This window comes from Leptolyngbya sp. GB1-A1, from assembly GCF_039962475.1.
Taxonomy (GTDB): domain Bacteria; phylum Cyanobacteriota; class Cyanobacteriia; order Elainellales; family Elainellaceae; genus Leptolyngbya_A.
Window position 1 is genome coordinate 23,936 of record NZ_JAMPLI010000033.1, and the last position, 18,954, is coordinate 42,889.

An 18,954-nucleotide genomic window follows, 5' to 3' on the forward strand; every position below is an offset into this window, starting at 1 on the left:
AAACTGCGAATTAAGCATTATGAATTCTGATTCGTCTTTTCCTTCAGACTCAACTGGAAGACCTCCCATTCCTCTCAATCTCGGCTCTAGCAGCGTTCCTCCCAGCGCGGCAGCGTCTTCGGCATCTGCGGCAGAAGTAAACGACTTGGAGCGGCGGGTCGCGGATCTGCGCCAGCAAGAGAAAAAGCTTCAGCAGGAAATTGCATCGCTGCAAACTTCCTATAATGCAATGCTGCAACGGCAAGTCACCGAAGCTCAAACAGCGATCGGGCGACTGGTAAAGGAAAGCTTGGGCGATCTGGAACAGCGCAAACAGGCACTTCAGCTATCGATTGAGCAGCTAGAGCGGCGGCAGGAGCGGATTAAAAATGAGATGAGAACTACCTTTGCCGGAGCGTCGCAGGATTTAGCCATTCGTGTGCAGGGCTTCAAAGATTATCTGGTGGGCAGTTTGCAAGATCTGGCAGCCGCCGCCGAGCAGCTTCAGCTCACGCCGCCGATCGAGGAAATCCAGCAGCGTCCGGTAGCCGCTAAAGCCCCAACCAGTGCCCCAGCAGGCGGACAACCGCCGCAGCCCGAAGCTGCAACGCCTCAGTTCGCCGAGAAGAAGTTTCAGGACGAAACAAAAATCATTCGCAAACTGCTGGATCAGTATCGCACCATGCCCGATTACTATGGTCCTCCCTGGCAGTTGCGCCGCACCTTTGAGCCGATTCACGCCGAGCGAGTGGCAAACTGGTTCTTTACGCAGGGTGGGCGGGGCGCAATTCGATCGATGGGGTCACGCCTGCAAAACATTCTGATTGCCTCAGCCGTGATCTCGATTCTGAACGAGCTATACGGAGAGCGGCTGCGCCCGCTAATTCTGGGCAATTCTCCTGAACGGCTGGGGGAGTGGCGGCGCGGCTTGCAGGACTGTCTCGGCATTTCTCGCGGCGATTTTGGCACAGAGGAAGGCATTGTGCTGTTTGAAGCTCCCGAACCGCTTGTGCAGCGAGCCGATCGGCTGGTGAAGCAAAAGCAACTGCCGCTGATTCTGGTCGATGAGTCCGAAGAAATGATCAGCCTATCGCTGCTGCAGTTTCCGCTGTGGCTTGCCTTTGCACCCGACCCCATGAATCCGGTGATGTATTAAGAGTTCGTTCAGTCGGTGAAGGGTTGATTCTGTTTTTGCTGCCCATTCCCGAACAAGCGGTTGAGGACGATCGTCTGAGCCGCTGGCATTTGTCCGTATGAAAATCCATAGGGCAGATCGGGCGGAAGCTGGGTAGTCAGGGATTCCAGTGCGTAGGGACTGCCATACACCACCAGGGCAAACAAGCCCAACGAAGCAGAATCCTCACGAATTAAGCGGCTCACCAACTCCTGTACGGTCTGAGTCAGTCCTGCACTGCCGCGAAATGGATTACCCCGAATAAAAAGCTGAAGCAGCGTAGGGGGAGGATTGGTCTCAGCCGTCAGCAAGCCGATCGTATTTCGATCGAGCACTTGTAATGAGCAGCCCAACTCGGCAGGAAGGGTGACTGCTGGCGCCGATCGCGCTAGAAAACCACAATTTAAGGCATCATCTACCAGAATCAGATTGCGTGGTGCAAGACGATCGGCAAGGGCTGCGATCAGGCGCTGGCTCAAGAACTGCTCTAGCCTGTCCCCGTTAGAGCGATAGATTTGCGTCGAGTGCTGCAAAATCACATTGGCAGTTTCGATCGCTTCGGGCTGAGCAAGTTGGGTGAGATCGATCGGGGGCGGCGTGTGTCTTTCCCAGTCATGGGTGCTACTGCCCGTAATTGGCATATCGCTGACCTTCTGTTTTGCTTTCCAGATGCGATCGAGCGATGCTTGGATTTGCGTTAGCGGAATTCGTCCGGTTTCAACGGCTTCACAAATCGCGTCGATCGCTCCTTCCGGATCCGCAGGCATTAGCACGATATCTGCCCCTGCTTCGACTGCCATGACTGGGGCTGCGGTTGCCCCATAGCGGTCGAGAATCGCGCCCATAATCAGGGCATCGGTGACAATCAGCCCGTCAAAGTTCATTTGTTGGCGCAGCAGCCCCGTGAGGATCGATCGCGACAGGGTTGCTGGATGGATGGGATCGAGGGCAGGCAGACGAATATGGGCCGTCATTATTGCATCGACTTGAGCCCCGATCGACTGCTGAAACGGCGGCAGTTCAATTTGCTGTAAGCGAGTCAAATCGTGATCGATCACGGGCAGTTCCAGATGAGAATCGATCGCCGTATCGCCATGCCCCGGAAAGTGCTTCGCCGTGGTTAGAACCGAAACCGACTGCGCCCCCTGGAGGAATGCCGCCCCCAGCTGCCCGACCAGCTCTGGCGTATCGCCCCACGATCGCACATTAATTACCGGATTCGCTGGATTATTATTTACATCTACCACCGGAGCCAGCACCCAGTTTAAGCCGATCGCCTTTGCTTCCTGAGCAGTGATTTTGCCCATTTGCAAGGCAAGATCGATTGCCAATGCTGCGTCCTCACGGGCAATTTGGCCCAATGCCATCGGCGGCGGAAACCAGGTTGCCCCGGCAAAGCGCTGTCCAACCCCTTCTTCAATGTCTGCCGCAATCACCAAAGGAATCTCTGCCCAGTCCTGAAGCTGCTGAGTTCGCAAGCCGATTTCTGCCGCACTGCCGCCCAGCAAAATCACGCCGCCCACGCCCAACTCTTGAATCGATCGCTGTAGCACCGCATGCGGTGCTTCCCATTGAAGATATTCAATCTGATGATCAAACAAATGCCCAGAAGCGCGAACGACAATCATCTGGGCGATTTGCTGCCGCAGTGATAAAGTTTCCCAGTCGGGCAGAGCCGACAGTAGACCTGTTTTTGTCAACGCTGGCTGTCCTTGTCTTCGAGTTCGTCTTCGTCGTCGAATTCGCCGTCTTCAAGATCGTCGTCGAGTTCCAGATCCGCGTCGTATTGCGCGTCGAGTTCGTCGTTAAGAGCGACGGCTTGATCATCAACCCCGATCGCCTCCTCATCTTCTGGTTTGCGCTCCTGGCTGAGCTGATTCAGCAGCGACAGCACTTTGGTTCCCCGCTCGATCGATCGATCTTCGACAAAGATGACTTCAGGGGTACGTCTCAGGCTCAGCCGTTGTCCCAACTCGCTGCGGACATAGCCTGTTGCCGACTTTAGCCCTGCCATTGCTGCGGTTCGCGCTTCGTCCGATCCGTAGATGCTGACAAAGATTTTGGCGTGCTGCAAGTCGCCCGATACATCGACATCTGTAACGCTGACCATGCCGAGCCCGACGCGATCGTCCTTAATTCCGTTAAAGAGTAGCTGGCTGACCTCCCGCTTAATCAGTTCCGACACGCGGGCAACCCGACGACCAGTAGCCATAGTTCTCCTCCCAATAGTTCGCGACAGTCAGTTTTGCCCTGCACGGCTCAGGCTCTGCTCAAGATTAGCGGATGCCTGTTGCGATCGTGATGCCTCTTTGGGCAAATGTATTCTGGCTTCAAGAAATAATCTGCTTTTGCCTGGAGCGGCTCAGGATACTTCAAGACATTAAGCATCAGGACATTAAGCAGGACTCAATCCCAGCATGGCACGCAAAGTAAAGCTAAGAAACGTCAGGGCAGCCAACAGAAAAAGAACCGTTGCCACGGCAGTGACCGGACGCTTAAACAGAGGAACCAGCGGACTGAACATCGTCAGCAGCACGCCCAGCGAAAATGAAATGAGATAGCGGGGATAGCGAGAAACGTTATTTAAAAAGTCTTGCATGGAACAAATAATAATCGGGCAATGGACTTTGTTTATTGTACAAAACAAGGCTGAGGGTTTGATGAATGCAGATAAACTGCGCGATCGAATTTATCCGAAATGATCGATGATGCGTTTTCGTTCAATTTCTCCCGGATGACTGAATTTCAGGCTTTGCTATACAATTTGAGTAGATCTGTCGTACTGATCCCCTGATTTTGTTTAGACAATTGATTCGATTGACGCGATCGATTAAGGAGCATCAGCATTCGTGAAGACTGCAAACGCCAGTCCAGCATTCCTCAATCCCCCACTCCTGAATCCTCCACTGAAGTGGGCTGGCGGTAAACGATGGCTTGTGCCAATGCTAATGGATTTCTGGCAACCCTATTCGCATCAGCGACTTGTAGAACCGTTTGTGGGAGGGATGGCAGTTGCGCTGGGTTTGCAACCTCGGCAGGCCGTGTTAAATGACCACAATCTGCATTTGATTAACTTTTATCGCTGGCTGCAAAAGGGACTTTGTATTGATATTCCATTAGAAAACAGCGCGGAGTATTACTACGGATGTCGAGAACGGTTTAACCAATTGATTCGAGACGGTCAGGCAAACAGTTTAGAGTCAGCAAAGCTGTTCTACTTCATGAATCGTACGGGATATAACGGCTTGTGCCGCTTCAATAATGGCAATCAGTTTAACGTTCCGTTTGGACGCTACAAAACCATTAACTACATCAGAGATTTTACAGGTTACGCTTCTGTTTTAAGAAGCTGGCAGTTTACCAGCGGCGATTTTTCTGCAATTCCCATTTTTCCAGGCGATTTTATCTATTCTGACCCGCCCTACGACGTGAAATTTACTCGCTACAGTGCTCAGGATTTTAAGTGGCAGGATCAGGTTAGATTAGCCGAATGGTTAGCGGCTCATCCTGGACCTGTAGTTGCTTCCAACCAGGCGACCGATCGCATTCTGAATCTTTATCAAAGCCTCGGTTTTGAAATCATATTCATTAATGCCCCCAGACGCATTTCCTGTACGGGCGATCGATCTCCTGCTAAAGAGGTTTTAGCCTACAAAGGCATCTGAGCGTAACTCTGATAGCAAGGGAAATTAGAAAGGGAAATAGCAAGAAAGGGAAATAACGGAGGCAGTGCAGGACGCTACGACTGCTCAAACTCCCTCTAGCTTCTCCCTCTAGCTCCGCTTGAGACAGGGATATAATCGGCTTATTATCAATCGGAAGAATCGATCGCGTTTACCCTCGACAGGATATTGGATGTTCAAGGTTGTTACACCCCGCTACTCTCAGGAATTTGAGCGGTGGACCGATGCTCTCGAAACGGCAACGTCGCTCATGCCTCAGTGCAAAAAATGGACAGAAGATGTCAGAATTTACCTGCTTGGTGAACTGGTCTGGGTCTATAGCCGATCGCACAAATACCCGATGTATATTGGGGCAGGAATATACGATCGCCTAGCGCAGCTTTACCTTCAGGAAACCCTGGAAGCAGAGGCAGCAAAGGAAGATTCCTAGAAACTGTTTTTGCTGAATGTCTTTTGCTGCATGTCCTAGATGCCTTTGCGGGATGGGTCTTTGCTAGATGTTTTCGCCTGTGGATGTTTTCGAAGATTCTTGTGTATTTAGTCACACAGCTCATGAATCGCGTCGATCGCTTTTTGAATTAGGGCAACTAGCTCAGCTTCAGAGCCGTCAGAATGGAAAAGCTGCTGTGTTTCTTCGAGCAAAGTCTGTGCGGCAGTGTGCTGTTCCTCAGTGCGTTTCGTAGCGTGTTCCTCATGCAGTTTCTCATGCAATTCTTCAATAAGAGAAGTATCAAACAGGCGGAGAATTTGCTGCACCATGGGCTTAAAGTGGCTCAAGAACCACAAATAAGAACCATACAAATGTACTATAGTTCTGTCAGGAATCAAGCCTCTGTACAGAATAATTTACGCTTTCCTTCCTTCTCTCCCTTACCCCCACTTCCATGAACCCTAAACTCGATCGTCCCCTCTGGAAAAATCGCTGGCTCAAATTCTCCTACGGTGCGCTGACCGGAATGGCGATCGTCCTCATCCTGGGGATCTTGCTCCTATCCACTTCGCAGAATGTTTAAGCAGTATGAAGCTAGACTTGGACAGCATTCTCCTTCATCTACCTAAAGAAGGCTGAAGCTTAAGCCAGTCCTGCCATTAAAGCAGTTCAGATACCATCTGACTATCAACGGTAATGGGAGGAACTTGACCAGTGATCAACGGCGATCGCATTTTTCAGGGGCAATGGTGAGAGTAGCGCAACTGCGAGTAAACTATAGGGCTAGTCAAGCTGACCAGCAGATAAATCTGTTGTAGATGTATCTGTGTATTTGACTCGCTCACTCCAGGTTCGACTGATGAAAGTACGTTTAATCCCTGACCACTGGCGACACCTGCTTGCCTTACAGTCAATCGCCCGGCAGTTTCCCAAAAGGGTAATCGCTTTACGGTATAAGGCATACGGCAACGGCGCGACCCGATCGAGGCTTCGGGTATTGCCTGCCCTGCTCTTTGTGGTGTCATTGGTGACCGTGCTGCTGGTGAGTACCGTTCCGGGGGCAACCGTTCAACCGCTTCGTTCAGAAATTCGTGGAGTTTGGCTCACGACCAACGATACGATCGTCCTTCGCGATCGAGCCAAAGTTCAAGATGCGATGGCGCAACTGCGGCGGTTAAACTTTAACACTGTCTATCCAGTTGTCTGGAATGCGGGTTATGCATTGTATCCCAGTGCGGTGGTCAGGCAGGCAGGCATTCAAAATTTTGTTTACCGGGGATTGCAGGGACAGGATATTCTTGCAGATTTGATTGCTCAGGGACACCAAAAAGGGTTACTGGTTGTTCCCTGGTTTGAGTTTGGCTTCATGGCTCCTCCCACTTCAGAGCTGGCATTACAGCATCCCGACTGGCTGACCCAGAAGCGAGATGGGGGTCAAACTTCGATCAGTGCGGCGGGTGAAGTGGTCTGGCTCAATCCGTTTCGTCCAGAGGTGCAGCAGTTCATTACCAGTCTGGTGCTGGAAATTATTACCCAATATGATGCTGATGGCATTCAGTTTGATGACCACATGAGCTTGCCTGCTGAGTTTGGGTATGACGATTACACGATCGCCCTCTACACTCAGGAAACAAAGAAGGCTCCTCCAAGTAATCCTCAAGATGCGGCATGGGTTCGCTGGCGAGCAGATAAGATTACGGCATTCATGACCAGACTGCACAAAGCCGTGAAAGAGCGGAACCCTCAGGCAGTGTTTTCGGTTTCTCCGAATTATTATGATTTTGCTTATCGGCTCCACTTACAGGATTGGCTCGCGTGGGTGCGGCAAAACTTGGTGGATGAACTGATTGTGCAGGTGTATCGATCGGACTTACAAAGTTTTCTGGAGCAAATTAACCGTTCCGAAATCCAGGAAACCCAGCGAAAAGTTCCTACAGGAATTGGCATTTTAACTGGGCTGAGGAATAATCCAGTCTCGATGCAGCGAATCCAGGCGCAGGTGCGGGCATCGCAGAGCCGCGGCTTGGGCGTATCGTTTTTCTATTACGAAAGCCTGTGGAATTACGCCTCAGAGCCAATCGCCGATCGACAGTCTGGGTTTCAAGCCCTCTTTCCATATCCGGCACTCCGCTCTGCGATTGAGTAAACTCTTGTTGCTTTCGCTGCTACCCAAAAATCTGCAATTCGGTTTCGCCCTTGTGCAAAGTCCCCGATAAGTTTTACAGCCTGTCTTTTGACAATCGGGTTTACGCTCCACGAGGATAGGGGAGTGCAACTTTTGGGCGAGAGGTCGATTGGTGAAGCGTGATTTCGCGTTGACGGCATTTTCTCTAATGTTCCTGCTCTGGTTTGTAATCAATCCGGCTCCTGGCCCTGCTCAGGCGTTGCTTAGTCGGGGGTTGCTTAGTCAGGGCATGATTCATCACGATTTGGGTGGGACGATCGCCGCCATCCAGGATGTTCAGCGGGCTGCCGACTGTTTTTGTCATCAGGGCATGATGCTGACGTATCAGAAAACCCCGGAATTGCTGGATCAGATTTGCGTTGTTGGGATGGCAGTGGGTTAAATCCATGCTCGATTTACTTTTGCTTGCCAGCCTTGGATTTCTCGGCAGTTTCGGACACTGTGCTGGGATGTGTGGTCCGATCGCGGCAGCGTTTTCCCTTTCAGATACAGCTCGAACCTCGCGGGGAGCAAAGCTGCGCTATCACCTGCTGCTCAACCTGGGACGCATTCTCAGCTATGCCCTGGTTGGCGGGGCGATCGGCGCATTGGGGTCGGTCTTGATTGCGGGCGGACAGATGGCTGGTGTAGGCAGTCTGCTGCGACGTGGCATGGCGTTGCTGACTGGAAGTTTACTGATCTGGTTTGGCTTGGGTCAGGTAGCTCCGGGACTGCTGCCCAAACTGCCGTTTCTGCATCCTTTGCTTCAGGGAAAATGGCACGATCGCCTCAGCCAGAGCATGGTGAAGCTGTCGTTTGGCTCGCACTGGGGTACACCGTTTTTGCTGGGCAGCGTGTGGGGGCTGATTCCCTGCGGGTTTTTGTATGCAGCGCAAATCAAAGCAGCGGAAACCGGCAACCTCTGGTACGGCATGGCAAGTCTGTTGGCATTTGGAGTGGGGACAATGCCGATGATGGTGGGCGTGGGGGTGTCGATCGGAGCAATCAGTGCCAATCGCCGCAGTCAGCTATTTCGGTTGGGCGGCTGGATTACGCTGCTGATTGGTATTCTCACCCTGATGCGAACAGGCGATATCATGACCGACTACACCGGGTATGGCGCGATCGTCTGTTTGATGCTGGCGTTGGCGGCGCGTCCGCTCGGTCGGCTCTGGGGAACGCTGTTGCGCTATCGGCGTCTCTTGGGCGTGAGTGCGTTTCTGCTGGCATTGGCGCATAGCCTGCACATGATCGAGCATTCCTGGCAGTGGAATTTTGACGCGCTGTTTTTTATGCCCGTTCCGTATCAAATTGGCATTGTCCTGGGCGGGGTTGCGCTGCTGCTGATGTTACCTGCTGCCATAACCAGCTTCGATCGCGCCCAGCAAAAACTGGGGAAACTGTGGCGATCGATTCATCTGCTGTCGATTCCGGCGTTGATTCTGGTAGCCGCTCACACGATTACCGTCGGCTCTGAGTTTCTGGGTGCAATGCAGCCAACCGCCTGGAACTGGGGCGGGACGATTGGACTAGGAGCAACGGTGGCGATCGTGCTGCTGCTGCGCTGCTCCTGGCTGTGGTCTATTTTTGCGTTAGAGAAGTTTTATGTTCCACCCGATCCAACCAAATAATTTTTCCTTAAACCGTTTCTCAAAGCGGGTCTTCGCGATTTTAGGACTGGCATTGACGGTTACTCCTGCTTTGTATGGCGCGATCGGCTTTCAGCCCGTGACGGCTCATCAAGTCGAAACCTCCGGAAACGTAGGCGCGACGATTCACATTGAACCGAACGATCGCCCCCGTGCAGGTACGCCTAGCCTGGTCTGGTTTGCCTTAGTCAAACGCGGCGGACAGGCAATCCCGCTTTCGGACTGCAACTGTGCCCTGTCGATTTACACGCAGCCCCAACAATCAGGCGATCGACCGATTCAGCAGCCTGCTCTACAGGCGACCTCTGCCGCCGGGCGAGCCAATCTTCCCAGCGCAACCGTGACCTTTCCCCGTGCTGGAACCTATGAGGTGGTGCTGCGCGGTAGTTCAAAGACGCCTGGCGCGTTTAATCCGTTTCAGTTGAGTTATACGGTGACGATCGCCCAATAATCGCCCAATAATTCCTGAAATTTTTGGCGTGGCTGAATAGAAATATGAAGAACCCAAGTGAGCTCCTGCATCGCCCCCTAAATCCCCCAATGCTGGGGGACTTTGAGGATTAGCTCCCCCCAAAGTTGGGGGGCTAGGGGGCGAATCATACTCAAATTCAACAACGCCAAATTTTTGACCCAATTTACCAGACGCGCCACTCGTCCCAATCCAAATTAAAGATCGAAGTATCTGGAAAGGCGATCGGGTTTTGGCGTGCCCGCAGGCGGGTTTGCAGTTCCACAAGCTGGGGTTCGGGCAGGGGCAGATTGTCTACCAGCTCGTAAGGAAAGAGATTTTTTTCCAGGGCATAAGCGGCAGTTTCTCCGGCGGCGGCTCCGGCAGACCACTCAAAGGAATGGACGCGATAAGCAGCGGCAGCAACAAAGCTGGTGGCAATGCTCTTGCCTGTGACGATCAGGTTATCAATTTTCTGCGGAATCATTGCTCGCAGCGGAATTTGTGCCGGATAAGCTGAACCGTGTGCCCGCCGCATTCCTTCGCGTTCGGTGTTGCCGGGGGTTTCGGGCGGCGAAAGCGTCATGCAGGGGTGAAAGTCGATCGCATACTGAGCGATGCCCACCGCATCGGGATAAATGGTCGATCGCGTCCGGCGCGGAATCTGGTTCGCAGGAGTATCTTCCACGATCGCGTTGGTGGCTCCCAGTCCTGCCAGGGCAATCCGCAACTGTCGATACATCGCGTCCGGCAGGGTTTGCTGATAGTAGGAATCGTTGTAATCTACCTGAGAGATATCAATTTCTGAAATCATAAAGCCGTTTTCGTCCCCGTAGGACGGACGACCCACAATCCGGCGCGACTCGCGGATATAGGGATATTTCGACAGTCCGTGCGCTGTTCCCATCGGAGCATCGAAGCCCTTCAGGTAGCGGTGATTGGGTGCGGGCTGCTTCTTGCCATTCCCCAACTGAGAATCTGTTGTGCCCTCGACCAACCAGTAATAGTAACCGAGCGCATTCTCCTCGCCCTTTCGCAGCGTGTCCGATCGCAGTCCGCCCATCCAGCCACCGGGTTGAAGCTGTCCGATTTGCTGAAGCTGATCGCGGCTCAAAATCAAATTATCCGCAGCCGTTCCCGGGCGGTAATCGTTGCCCCACGTCCAGTTCTGCATGGAAATATCGCCCGGTTTTGGATTTGATACACCGTTGCGACCTTTTTCCCTACGTGGTTTCGGGCTGAGAATGCGCCGATAGGTAAACACATAATCAAAGTTGGCGTTATCTCGCTCGTAGCTGTAATAAGGGGCATACTGCGGATAAAACGATGGCATCTCCTGGGGCTGCGGATTCTCAGTTTGCTCCATTGCAAAGGTATAGGTAAAGCCTTGGGTGCAGTACGGATCGCTTGTTTCACTGGGTGAGGAAGGATTGCGGTACGATCGCGGATCAATTCCCAGTCGGTAAGGCACATCTGCCAGAGCCACCAGTTCTCCGGTTTCCGTCGCGTCGATCACAAACCAGCGATTTTGATTTGCCAAAGGCACAAAGGAAATCACTGTTTTCTGAAACCGATCGGAATCCTCGTAGCGATAGGCATCCTCGATTGTCTGCGAAAGGGTTGCAGTATTGAGCGGCGGCTGACCGGGGGCAGGACGGTGTTGGAGGGCGATCGCCTGCTCGATCTGCTTGCCATTTGCACTCAGCTTCAAATCCTTTACCACGGTGGCAGGAAACCATTTCAGCTCTCCTTTGCCCTGCCGCTCGGCCTCCTTCAGCATCGACTGCAAAATTTCTGCCGCGTCTTCGGGCAAAAAACAGGATTCGCTCACCCAGCAGTCCCCCGGATTGAGCGTGCCGTATTTTTGCTCGATGCGCTGCCGTAGTTCCAGATAGCCGCGTGGATAGAACAAGAGCGATCGCTGTCGCTGTGCCTCATCCAGGGCAGAAGTGCCTTGAGCAGTGAGCTGTCCGCCCAGCCAGTCGGTAATTTCAGTCAGACATACGGTTTTGCCGTCTGATAAAGCTTCATAGGCAGCCGCAGTTCCGGCTAGTCCGCCGCCCACAATCAAAATTTCACAGTTTACGGTTTGGTCGGGCGTGGAAAGGCTGGGCTGAGCTTGCGCGAGAGCCAATGACACTAGGCTGGGATGGGAGACGATCGCCAGAAGCGTACCGAAAAAGGCAACCATCCGAACTTTAAGCCGGGAAAATTTGAGTCGAAACAAGGTTGGTCGAGAAAAGCGCATTATGAATACCGTATCTCGCTCTGTTGATCGAATGGACTCTCCTCGGATAGGTTCCCTGAAGGGCTGTCCTAAACGAGGTTTGACCCTGGGGGCGAATGTAGCACATCGGATCAAAATATTCTCTGAGAGCGTTTACGGAGTATAGGTGGTGCTGACTGTAGACCCTTTTGACAGACCCTTTTGGCTGCTACCGATCGTTTGTGCAGTTACGTTAATTAATTCCTTGTTGAGAACAAAAGCAGGAAGCAATATGAAATCTCGTCGCTTTGTCCTGGCTGCTGGCTCAAGTTTTATGGCAGTTTTGGCTACAGGCTGTGCCAGCAAATCAGTTTCTCAAAAATCTGCTCCTGCCCCGACCTCAGAGCGCCTGAATCAAAACGGTTCTCCTGGCGGGGAGGCAGCTTCTTCTCCAGCAAATCCTCCTAGCCCAACCCCTGAGGCAAGCGAGGAATTAATCCTGAGTTCTGGCAGTTTTGTTGCTGGCGAACATCCTACCCAGGGCACTGTTCGCATTACAAACCAGAGCGGCAAACGAGTTCTAGAGCTGGATCAAGCGTTTAAAACTTCAACTTTTGGACCCGATTTATTCGTTGTTTTGCATCGATCGCCCGATGTGATTGGTTCTACCGTTCCGCCTGCTTTTCCAATTAATGAAGGGGATTACGTTCTGTTGGCTCCGCTCAAAAGCTATAGCGGCGCGCAAAGCTATGACATTCCCGATAACGTAAAGCTTGATGAGTTTAAATCTGCGGCGATTTGGTGTCGTCTATTCAACGCGACATTTGGAGCAGCAACGCTAAAACCATCTGTTTAATTTGTTCGATGAATTGGTCTGGATTGGTCTGAATTGGGGATTCATTTGTGCGAATTGGGCTAATTTGGCCTCCGCTCGATCGCCAAAGAAACACGATCGCCGCCAATTCCTTGCATTGTTTTGAGCAGTTGAGCAACTGCATTGTACGTTAGTTCGCGATCGGCTTTCAGCAGCACTACTCCGTTTGGGTTTTCAGAGAGAAACTGCTGCATTTGTTGAGCAAGCTGATCGGAACTCACAGGTTGATTATTGATAATTGTTTGGCGATCGGCGTTCAGTCCAACCACCAGGGTCTTTAGCTTGGCAGATTCTCCGTCTGCCCCGGCTCCGCTCGTTCGCGGTAGATTTAGATTGAGAATTTGCTGTCCGGTCAGCGTCATCGACACGATGATAAAGAACGTCAGCACGGTCATCAGCACGTCCATCATCGGCACAAGGTTAACTTCTGGAAGTGGTGCCCCCGATCGTTTGTTTTTAAACCGCATCGTTTTGCCTGGAGTTTTTGCCTGAAGTTTTTGCCTGGAGTTTTGCCTGGGTAAGATTCTGCTACTCGATCGCCAGCGACACGCGATCGCCGCCTACATCCTTCATTTCGCCCAGTATTTGAATCACCTGCTCGTACGGCAACTTCTGATCTGCCTGGAGCACGATCGCGCCTTTGGGCGTTTTCTCTAGATAGGCTTGGATGTTGGGCAGTAGCTCTGCTTTGGCGATCGGCTGATTGTTTAACAAAAGCTGATTCTCGGCTTGCATCTGGACGATGAGCGGTTCGGGCTGGGGTTCCGCAGGCGTGGCGGGCTGATTGGATGGAAGCTGAACCTGTACGCCCTGCTGGGTGGCTAACGTCATCGACACGATGATAAAGAATGTCAGCACGGTCATCAGCACATCCAGCATCGGCACAAGATTAACTTCTGGAAGCGAGCCGCTGCAGTGCTTTCGTTTAAATCGCATATCTGCTTAGTTCGATCATCTTCCGTCGTTGGGCAAAGCAGGAGCCGAGTGAGCCGCAGGCAGCAAATACGGAGCGTTTGCCTGGGAAGGCTCGTACCAGATCTGCCGATAAATGAGTTCCAGTTCGGTTCCCACTTCGGTGAAATAATCGACCTGATGCGTCTGGAAACTGGCCATCACTCGGTAGATCAGCAGCGCAATAATGGCGACAATCATCCCGGCTGCGGTCGTGATCAGTGCCTCGCCAATTCCACCTGCGGCTTTGGTTGCCTGTTCTGTCCCGCCTCCGCCACCAATATTCAGGTTATCAAAGGTAACGATCAGACCCGTCACGGTTCCCAGTAGCCCCAGCAAAGGCGCAACTGCCACCGTCGTTTCCAGCAGTTTGTCTCCTTTTCGCATCTGGGCAAATTCTTTCTCGCCTGCCGCTTCCATTGCCAGCCGGAAGGTTTCGGGGGTGGGTTGCTTTAGCCGCAGCGGAGCAAGCAGAAATCGACCGATCGGCAAATTCTGTGTTCTTTCAGCAATCCCTCGCGCATCATCCAGGCTAGATTTTGCGGCTGTCAGCACGTCATGCACTACCCGGTCTTCTTTGCTTTGAAGCTGATACCAAAACAAAGCCCGCTCCAGTGCGCAGGCGATCGTCGCCACTGAAAATCCCATCAATGGGATCATCACCGGACCGCCTTTTACCATCAGATCAAAAAAAGTAGCCATAGAGAAAAGCCAAAGGAACAAATCAATCGACGGTCAAAAGCAACTCCCAGATTAGGCATGAGAATCCCTAACGCTAGGATAACAGAGTCCCTGGCTGGAATTCGCTCTGCAAGCCGCGTTTAACTGCCAGGCCATCCGCGCCCGATAAAGATTTTGAGTTCCAATTAATACGATCGCCCCTTAATCTCCGCCAGTTCTTCTTCAGTCAGCACTTCATCCTTTGCAAAGTAGCCAGATGCTTTCTTTGCCTCGATTTCGACCTGGGCATCGGCGGGAATCAGTTCGGGCGGAATCGGGACGCGTTCCACGACCTCAATGCCGGAATGGGTAATGGCGTTGTATTTCATGTTGCTCATCGAGACGAGGCGATCGATCCGCGTAACGCCCAGCCAGTGCAGCACATCGGGCATTAATTCCTGGAAGCGCATATCCTGCACTCCGGCGACACACTCGGTTCGCATAAAGTAGGCATCTGCTCGATCGCCGCCTTCCTGACGTTTGCGGGCGTTGTACACTAGAAATTTCGTTACCTCGCCCAGTGCCCGCCCTTCTTTGCGGCAATAAACGATCACGCCTGCGCCGCCTTCCTGTGCTGTTTGAATGCAAACTTCGATGCCGTGAACCAGATAAGGACGACAGGTGCAAATATCCGAGCCGAACACATCCGAGCCGTTGCACTCGTCATGCACCCGCACCGCGAGAGGACAATCGGGATTGGTCACTGCTGTCGGATCACCAATGATATACACGGTCGTTCCGCCGATCGGCGGCAGAAAAACGTGCAGATCAGGACGGGTAACAAGTTCAGGAAACATTCCGCCCGTTTGCTGAAACAGCACTCGCCGCAGATCCCATTCGTCGATGTTTAGCCGCTTCGCAATGCCCGGCAGATACCACACGGGATCGAGCGCCGCTTTTGTCACCAGCAGGCTGGCATCGGCTTTGAGGATCTGACCGTCTGCCTGCAACCGTCCCTGAGCCATTTCTTCTTTGAGTTCAGGAATGTTGATATGTGCCTTGGTGATGGCGATCGTCGGCAGAATATCGTATTCATCAGAGCCAAAATTGCCAAATGCTTCTCCGGCAAGTGCCCCAAACGGATCGATCGACACAATTTTGTCAGGATTGCTCCAGCTTGGAAACGGGCCAATCTCCATTGTGGGAGCCGTATTGGTTAAGTCTGCTTTGTGCATCGGGTCAAGCACGCCACTTGCGACCGCCAGGGCACGATAAACACCATAAGAGCCTGCGTGGGAACCAATCACGTTGCGATATTTCTGGCTTCTAATTGAGCCAATGATGGGACCGCGTTCTTGAGGGGTTGCTGCTCCCCAGCGAATCGGGGCGACAGAGGTATTCTGAGCCTGATGCGAAGTCAGAATAATATGCTTGGATTTGCGAGATGACGGATTAGAGTTGGGTTGGGTTGGGCGATCGGTCATGGCTGCGCGTAATACCCCCTAGAGAGATGTATCGTATTGTAGTATCCGAAACCGCTCGATTTCTATCCGTTCAAAGACTCCAAATCTTTTCAAAAACTTTGCTTTCAGGAATTTTGGCAAGAATTGGCAAGAAAAAGAGCAGGGTTGAGTTGCCTGGTAAATAAACGCGATGAGTTCTAACGCGATGAGTGCAGACGCGATGAGTGCAAACGCGATGAGTGCAAACGTGACTGTGATTAGCCATCCGCTGGTGCAGCATAAGTTGAGCCTGATGCGCCGAGCCGATACCCACACTCAAGATTTCCGTCGCTTGCTGAAGGAAATTGCAATGCTGCTTGCCTACGAAGTGACGCGAGATCTCCCTCTGAAAAAAGAGGAAATCCAAACCCCACTGGCAACCATGCAGGCCCCGATGCTGGCAGCAGACAAAAAAATGGTGCTAGTTTCGATTATGCGGGCAGGTCAGGGCTTGCTCGACGGCATGATCGAGCTGATTCCTACCGCAAAAGTGGGACATATTGGACTTTATCGCCAACCCTCAACGCTGATGGTCGTCGAGTACTACCTGAAGCTGCCGCCCGATGTTGAACAGCGCGATATGCTCGTGGTCGATCCGATGCTGGCAACCGGAAACTCTGCCGTTGCTGCTGTCGATCGCCTCAAAGAAGCCAACCCCGCCTCGATCAAGTTTGTTTGTTTGCTGGCAGCCCCGGAAGGCCTTCAACATTTCCACGAACAGCACCCTGACGTACCGGTCTTTACCGCCTCGATCGATGAACGCTTAGATGAACACGGGTACATTATTCCAGGTCTGGGCGATGCAGGTGATCGGCTCTACGGCACAAAATAATCCTCGAACTCGTTGCACCCGAACCCCCACCCCCTAAGGCTGAAGGAAAAGGCTTGATGATCGGACTAGAGCAACTTCCCCCCACCGAACAAACTGTCATTCAATATTTACGATCGACTCAGGCAATCCGCGATCGATGCGGTACTCTATTCAATCTGGCAACTCAAGACCAGCTCGACCATTTTCGCTGCGATTTGACTCAGCTCGATTCTGCCGCAGACTATGTGATTCGAGTGATGCAAGCCAACTATCCCGACCTTAATGTGCCGTTCCACAGTCGCTGGCGACATTTTGAAGCAGGGGGCGTCGCGCGATCGGCAATTCTCGATCGTCTGCTGACCGATGCAACTCCTCTGGAACGCGCAAAAGCAAAGTTTGATCTGGCAATTACCAGCGTTTTGCTTGATGCCGGCGCAGGAGCCGACTGGCGCTATCGCGAAGCAGAAACCGGTCAGGATTTTCAGCGATCGGAAGGGCTAGCAGTCGCCAGCTTTCACTTATTCACATCGGGTGGCTTTTCCAGCGATCCTGCCCATCCACTTCAGGCAGATGCGATCGGTCTGCAAAATTTGAGCGAATCCCAATTTGCGGCAGGATTTCAAATCAGCGCAGATAACCCGCTCGTCGGGGTTGAGGGACGGCTTGCCCTCATGCACCAGCTCGGCAATGCTCTTCATCAGGCTCCGAGTTTATTTGGCACAGAAACGCCGCGCCCTGGCAATCTGGTCGATTATTTGCTTCAGACCTCCCAGCCCCCACTTTCGGCTCATCGCGTCTTTGAGGCAGTCTTAGCGGGCTTCAGCGAAATCTGGGCTGGCAGACAAACGATCGCAGGCGTTAATCTGGGCGATGTCTGGATTCACCCCGCCTTGCCTGATCGGGGAATTGGCTCTCAGCTCGTTCCTTTTCATAAGCTTTCCCAGTGGCTCACCTATTCGCTGCTGGAACCCTTGCAAGAGCTGGGCATTCTCATCACCGACCTCGACCAGCTCACCGGACTTCCCGAATATCGCAACGGGGGACTATGCCTTGATTGTGGCTTGCTTCAGCCCAAGCACGAAACGATCTTCAAAACCGCCTATTCCCCAGACTCGGAAGTCATTGTCGAATGGCGTGCCCTCACCGTCATCCTGCTTGATCGCATTGCCGATTGCATTCGCACAACGCTCAACCTTGATCAGCAAAGCCTCCCCCTGGCAAAAGTCTTGGAAGGTGGAACCTGGGCAGCCGGACGACAAATTGCCAAAGAAAAACGATCGGGCGGCATTCCCCCGATTCAAATCGTCAGCGACGGCACGGTTTTTTAAGCGGCTTGCGCTAGCTCACCCTTTAGCAGCGGAAAGCCCATTTCCTCGCGCTGCTTCAAATAAAGCTGTGCCACCTGTCTTGCTAAATTCCGAATCCGCAGAATGTACCGCGTCCGCTCCGTGACCGAGATAACGCCCCGCGCATCCAGTAGATTAAACGTGTGTGAACACTTCAGCACATGGTCAAATGCTGGTGCAACCAGTTCAAGCTTCATCAGCCGCTCTGCTTCCTTCTCGTACAGCCCAAACAGGGTGAACAGCAGCTCCGGGTCAGATGCCTCAAAGTTATAGCCGGAATTTTCGATCTCACTCTGCAAATGCACGTCTCCGTAGGTGAGGCGATCGTTCCACTGAATCTCAAAAATCGAATCGACTCCCTGCAAATACATCGTGAGCCGCTCCAGCCCGTAGGTGATTTCAACCGAAACCGGACGACAATCAATTCCGCCACACTGCTGGAAATAAGTAAACTGCGTCACCTCCATTCCGTCCAGCCAGACTTCCCAGCCTACCCCCCAGGCTCCAACGGCTGCGTCTTCCCAGTTGTCTTCGACAAAGCGAATATCGTGGTCTTCAGGCTGAATGCCCAATGCGCGCAGCGAATCCAGATAAACTTCCAGAATATTATCCGGCGATGGCTTGATTAAAACCTGGTACTGGTAATAGTGCTGCACCCGATTCGGGTTTTCTCCATACCGTCCATCTGCCGGACGGCGACAGGGTTCTACATACGCCACTGACCACGGTTCTGGACCAATCGCCCTCAAAAACGTGTGTGGACTCTTCGTGCCTGCTCCTTTTTCGGTGTCGTAAGGCTGAACGATTAAGCAGCCTCGATCGCTCCAAAACTGATGCAGCGTTGCAATCACTGACTGAAAATTCACGGCAGTCTCTTCCCCCAAACTCGCTTCAACCGAATTCATTGTGCCTCAAATCCGGCACGGGATGCTGCCCTCGCCACTGATATCGCTAGATGAATGACTGGATGAATGAACGGACAAATGAAACAAAGCTCGTTTTGTCTGCCCAAGTTTTGTCTATCGAAAAAAAGGAGGCAATGCCTCCTCGATCTATACCCAGCTGAAAGTCTGAAAC

At 52.5% G+C, this 18,954-nt stretch carries 21 protein-coding genes; 11 read left to right on the plus strand and 10 right to left on the minus strand.

The features are described from left to right. Positions 1 to 19 precede the first annotated feature (19 nt). Positions 20 to 1,135, plus strand: coding sequence for a DUF3086 domain-containing protein (locus tag NDI45_RS22530; protein WP_190790150.1), 1,116 nt, complete (start codon positions 20 to 22; stop codon positions 1,133 to 1,135). An 8-nt stretch (positions 1,136 to 1,143) separates the two neighbouring features. Here the strand turns inward: NDI45_RS22530 and NDI45_RS22535 are convergent, their stop codons facing one another. From NDI45_RS22535 to NDI45_RS22545, 3 genes are all read right to left on the minus strand, one after another. Further along, positions 1,144 to 2,853, minus strand: a complete 1,710-nt coding sequence (locus NDI45_RS22535) for a glycoside hydrolase family 3 N-terminal domain-containing protein (protein ID WP_348248861.1) — start codon at positions 2,851 to 2,853, stop codon at positions 1,144 to 1,146. Next, positions 2,850 to 3,365, minus strand: coding sequence for a 30S ribosome-binding factor RbfA (gene rbfA / locus NDI45_RS22540; protein ID WP_348248863.1), 516 nt, complete (start codon positions 3,363 to 3,365; stop codon positions 2,850 to 2,852). The genes NDI45_RS22535 and rbfA overlap by 4 nt, the downstream gene beginning before the upstream one ends. A 183-nt stretch (positions 3,366 to 3,548) precedes the next feature. Then, positions 3,549 to 3,752 (minus strand): DUF751 family protein, encoded by a 204-nt coding sequence (locus NDI45_RS22545; RefSeq protein WP_348248865.1) that lies wholly within the window; start codon positions 3,750 to 3,752, stop codon positions 3,549 to 3,551. A gap of 250 nt (positions 3,753 to 4,002) precedes the next feature. Between NDI45_RS22545 and NDI45_RS22550 the strand changes: the two genes are divergently transcribed. Both NDI45_RS22550 and NDI45_RS22555 read left to right on the plus strand, forming a co-directional pair. Next, positions 4,003 to 4,818: a Dam family site-specific DNA-(adenine-N6)-methyltransferase gene (locus NDI45_RS22550; protein ID WP_348248867.1), complete on the plus strand. Its 816-nt coding sequence runs from the start codon at positions 4,003 to 4,005 to the stop codon at positions 4,816 to 4,818. A gap of 190 nt (positions 4,819 to 5,008) precedes the next feature. Further along, the gene (locus NDI45_RS22555; protein WP_348248869.1) at positions 5,009 to 5,266 is read left to right on the plus strand and encodes a hypothetical protein; all 258 of its coding nucleotides are present in this window, start codon (positions 5,009 to 5,011) and stop codon (positions 5,264 to 5,266) included. Positions 5,267 to 5,373: 107 nt separating this feature from the next. On the opposite strand, the gene NDI45_RS22560 is transcribed toward NDI45_RS22555, so the two are convergent. Continuing rightward, positions 5,374 to 5,595: a hypothetical protein gene (locus NDI45_RS22560; protein ID WP_348248871.1), complete on the minus strand. Its 222-nt coding sequence runs from the start codon at positions 5,593 to 5,595 to the stop codon at positions 5,374 to 5,376. Positions 5,596 to 5,720: 125 nt separating this feature from the next. Between NDI45_RS22560 and NDI45_RS22565 the strand changes: the two genes are divergently transcribed. The 5 genes from NDI45_RS22565 (at position 5,721) to NDI45_RS22585 (ending at position 9,530) form a co-directional block, all read left to right on the plus strand. Beyond that, entirely contained in the window at positions 5,721 to 5,849 is a 129-nt protein-coding gene (locus tag NDI45_RS22565; RefSeq protein ID WP_277879052.1) for a hypothetical protein, read from the plus strand. A 276-nt stretch (positions 5,850 to 6,125) separates the two neighbouring features. After that, a complete protein-coding gene (locus NDI45_RS22570; protein ID WP_190790714.1) occupies positions 6,126 to 7,412 on the plus strand; it encodes a glycoside hydrolase family 10 protein in 1,287 nt (428 codons plus the stop codon). Positions 7,413 to 7,563: 151 nt separating this feature from the next. After that, a complete protein-coding gene (locus NDI45_RS22575; protein ID WP_348248873.1) occupies positions 7,564 to 7,833 on the plus strand; it encodes a hypothetical protein in 270 nt (89 codons plus the stop codon). Between the two features lie 4 nt (positions 7,834 to 7,837). Then, positions 7,838 to 9,061, plus strand: a complete 1,224-nt coding sequence (locus NDI45_RS22580; protein WP_348248875.1) for a sulfite exporter TauE/SafE family protein — start codon at positions 7,838 to 7,840, stop codon at positions 9,059 to 9,061. After that, positions 9,036 to 9,530 (plus strand): hypothetical protein, encoded by a 495-nt coding sequence (locus NDI45_RS22585; protein WP_348248877.1) that lies wholly within the window; start codon positions 9,036 to 9,038, stop codon positions 9,528 to 9,530. The genes NDI45_RS22580 and NDI45_RS22585 overlap by 26 nt, the downstream gene beginning before the upstream one ends. A gap of 184 nt (positions 9,531 to 9,714) precedes the next feature. Here NDI45_RS22585 and NDI45_RS22590 read toward each other — a convergent pair whose 3' ends face one another. After that, entirely contained in the window at positions 9,715 to 11,775 is a 2,061-nt protein-coding gene (locus NDI45_RS22590; RefSeq protein ID WP_348248879.1) for an FAD-dependent oxidoreductase, read from the minus strand. A 250-nt stretch (positions 11,776 to 12,025) separates the two neighbouring features. Between NDI45_RS22590 and NDI45_RS22595 the strand changes: the two genes are divergently transcribed. Beyond that, positions 12,026 to 12,589, plus strand: a complete 564-nt coding sequence (locus NDI45_RS22595; protein WP_242067191.1) for a DM13 domain-containing protein — start codon at positions 12,026 to 12,028, stop codon at positions 12,587 to 12,589. 59 nt (positions 12,590 to 12,648) lie between these two features. On the opposite strand, the gene NDI45_RS22600 is transcribed toward NDI45_RS22595, so the two are convergent. From NDI45_RS22600 to NDI45_RS22615, 4 genes are all read right to left on the minus strand, one after another. After that, a complete protein-coding gene (locus NDI45_RS22600; protein ID WP_190790710.1) occupies positions 12,649 to 13,074 on the minus strand; it encodes a biopolymer transporter ExbD in 426 nt (141 codons plus the stop codon). Positions 13,075 to 13,135: 61 nt separating this feature from the next. Continuing rightward, positions 13,136 to 13,543, minus strand: a complete 408-nt coding sequence (locus NDI45_RS22605) for a biopolymer transporter ExbD (protein ID WP_348248881.1) — start codon at positions 13,541 to 13,543, stop codon at positions 13,136 to 13,138. Positions 13,544 to 13,558: 15 nt separating this feature from the next. Beyond that, on the minus strand, positions 13,559 to 14,260 hold the full coding sequence (locus NDI45_RS22610) for a MotA/TolQ/ExbB proton channel family protein (RefSeq protein ID WP_190790708.1): 702 nt from the start codon (positions 14,258 to 14,260) through the stop codon (positions 13,559 to 13,561). A 164-nt stretch (positions 14,261 to 14,424) separates the two neighbouring features. Continuing rightward, positions 14,425 to 15,702 (minus strand): GTP cyclohydrolase II, encoded by a 1,278-nt coding sequence (locus tag NDI45_RS22615; RefSeq protein WP_190790707.1) that lies wholly within the window; start codon positions 15,700 to 15,702, stop codon positions 14,425 to 14,427. A 214-nt stretch (positions 15,703 to 15,916) separates the two neighbouring features. Between NDI45_RS22615 and upp the strand changes: the two genes are divergently transcribed. Both upp and NDI45_RS22625 read left to right on the plus strand, forming a co-directional pair. Then, positions 15,917 to 16,552, plus strand: coding sequence for a uracil phosphoribosyltransferase (gene upp, locus NDI45_RS22620; protein ID WP_190790722.1), 636 nt, complete (start codon positions 15,917 to 15,919; stop codon positions 16,550 to 16,552). A gap of 56 nt (positions 16,553 to 16,608) precedes the next feature. Further along, a complete protein-coding gene (locus NDI45_RS22625) occupies positions 16,609 to 17,859 on the plus strand; it encodes a URC4/urg3 family protein (protein ID WP_348248884.1) in 1,251 nt (416 codons plus the stop codon). Here the strand turns inward: NDI45_RS22625 and glyQ are convergent. Continuing rightward, on the minus strand, positions 17,856 to 18,743 hold the full coding sequence (gene glyQ / locus NDI45_RS22630) for a glycine--tRNA ligase subunit alpha (protein ID WP_190790721.1): 888 nt from the start codon (positions 18,741 to 18,743) through the stop codon (positions 17,856 to 17,858). The genes NDI45_RS22625 and glyQ overlap by 4 nt on opposite strands. Between the last annotated feature and the right edge of the window lie 211 nt (positions 18,744 to 18,954).

Excerpts from the sequence above, each read along its gene's own strand:
- NDI45_RS22530 (WP_190790150.1), top strand. The coding sequence starts at position 20 with ATGAATTCTGATTCGTCTTTTCCTTCAGACTCAACTGGAAGACCTCCC.
- rbfA (WP_348248863.1), bottom strand. The coding sequence starts at position 3,365 with ATGGCTACTGGTCGTCGGGTTGCCCGCGTGTCGGAACTGATTAAGCGG.
- NDI45_RS22545 (WP_348248865.1), bottom strand. The coding sequence starts at position 3,752 with ATGCAAGACTTTTTAAATAACGTTTCTCGCTATCCCCGCTATCTCATT.
- NDI45_RS22555 (WP_348248869.1), top strand. The coding sequence starts at position 5,009 with ATGTTCAAGGTTGTTACACCCCGCTACTCTCAGGAATTTGAGCGGTGG.
- NDI45_RS22560 (WP_348248871.1), bottom strand. The coding sequence starts at position 5,595 with ATGGTGCAGCAAATTCTCCGCCTGTTTGATACTTCTCTTATTGAAGAA.
- NDI45_RS22565 (WP_277879052.1), top strand. The coding sequence starts at position 5,721 with ATGAACCCTAAACTCGATCGTCCCCTCTGGAAAAATCGCTGGCTCAAA.
- NDI45_RS22570 (WP_190790714.1), top strand. The coding sequence starts at position 6,126 with ATGAAAGTACGTTTAATCCCTGACCACTGGCGACACCTGCTTGCCTTA.
- NDI45_RS22580 (WP_348248875.1), top strand. The coding sequence starts at position 7,838 with ATGCTCGATTTACTTTTGCTTGCCAGCCTTGGATTTCTCGGCAGTTTC.
- NDI45_RS22585 (WP_348248877.1), top strand. The coding sequence starts at position 9,036 with ATGTTCCACCCGATCCAACCAAATAATTTTTCCTTAAACCGTTTCTCA.
- NDI45_RS22590 (WP_348248879.1), bottom strand. The coding sequence starts at position 11,775 with ATGCGCTTTTCTCGACCAACCTTGTTTCGACTCAAATTTTCCCGGCTT.
- NDI45_RS22595 (WP_242067191.1), top strand. The coding sequence starts at position 12,026 with ATGAAATCTCGTCGCTTTGTCCTGGCTGCTGGCTCAAGTTTTATGGCA.
- NDI45_RS22600 (WP_190790710.1), bottom strand. The coding sequence starts at position 13,074 with ATGCGGTTTAAAAACAAACGATCGGGGGCACCACTTCCAGAAGTTAAC.
- NDI45_RS22605 (WP_348248881.1), bottom strand. The coding sequence starts at position 13,543 with ATGCGATTTAAACGAAAGCACTGCAGCGGCTCGCTTCCAGAAGTTAAT.
- NDI45_RS22610 (WP_190790708.1), bottom strand. The coding sequence starts at position 14,260 with ATGGCTACTTTTTTTGATCTGATGGTAAAAGGCGGTCCGGTGATGATC.
- NDI45_RS22615 (WP_190790707.1), bottom strand. The coding sequence starts at position 15,702 with ATGACCGATCGCCCAACCCAACCCAACTCTAATCCGTCATCTCGCAAA.
- upp (WP_190790722.1), top strand. The coding sequence starts at position 15,917 with ATGAGTGCAAACGTGACTGTGATTAGCCATCCGCTGGTGCAGCATAAG.
- NDI45_RS22625 (WP_348248884.1), top strand. The coding sequence starts at position 16,609 with ATGATCGGACTAGAGCAACTTCCCCCCACCGAACAAACTGTCATTCAA.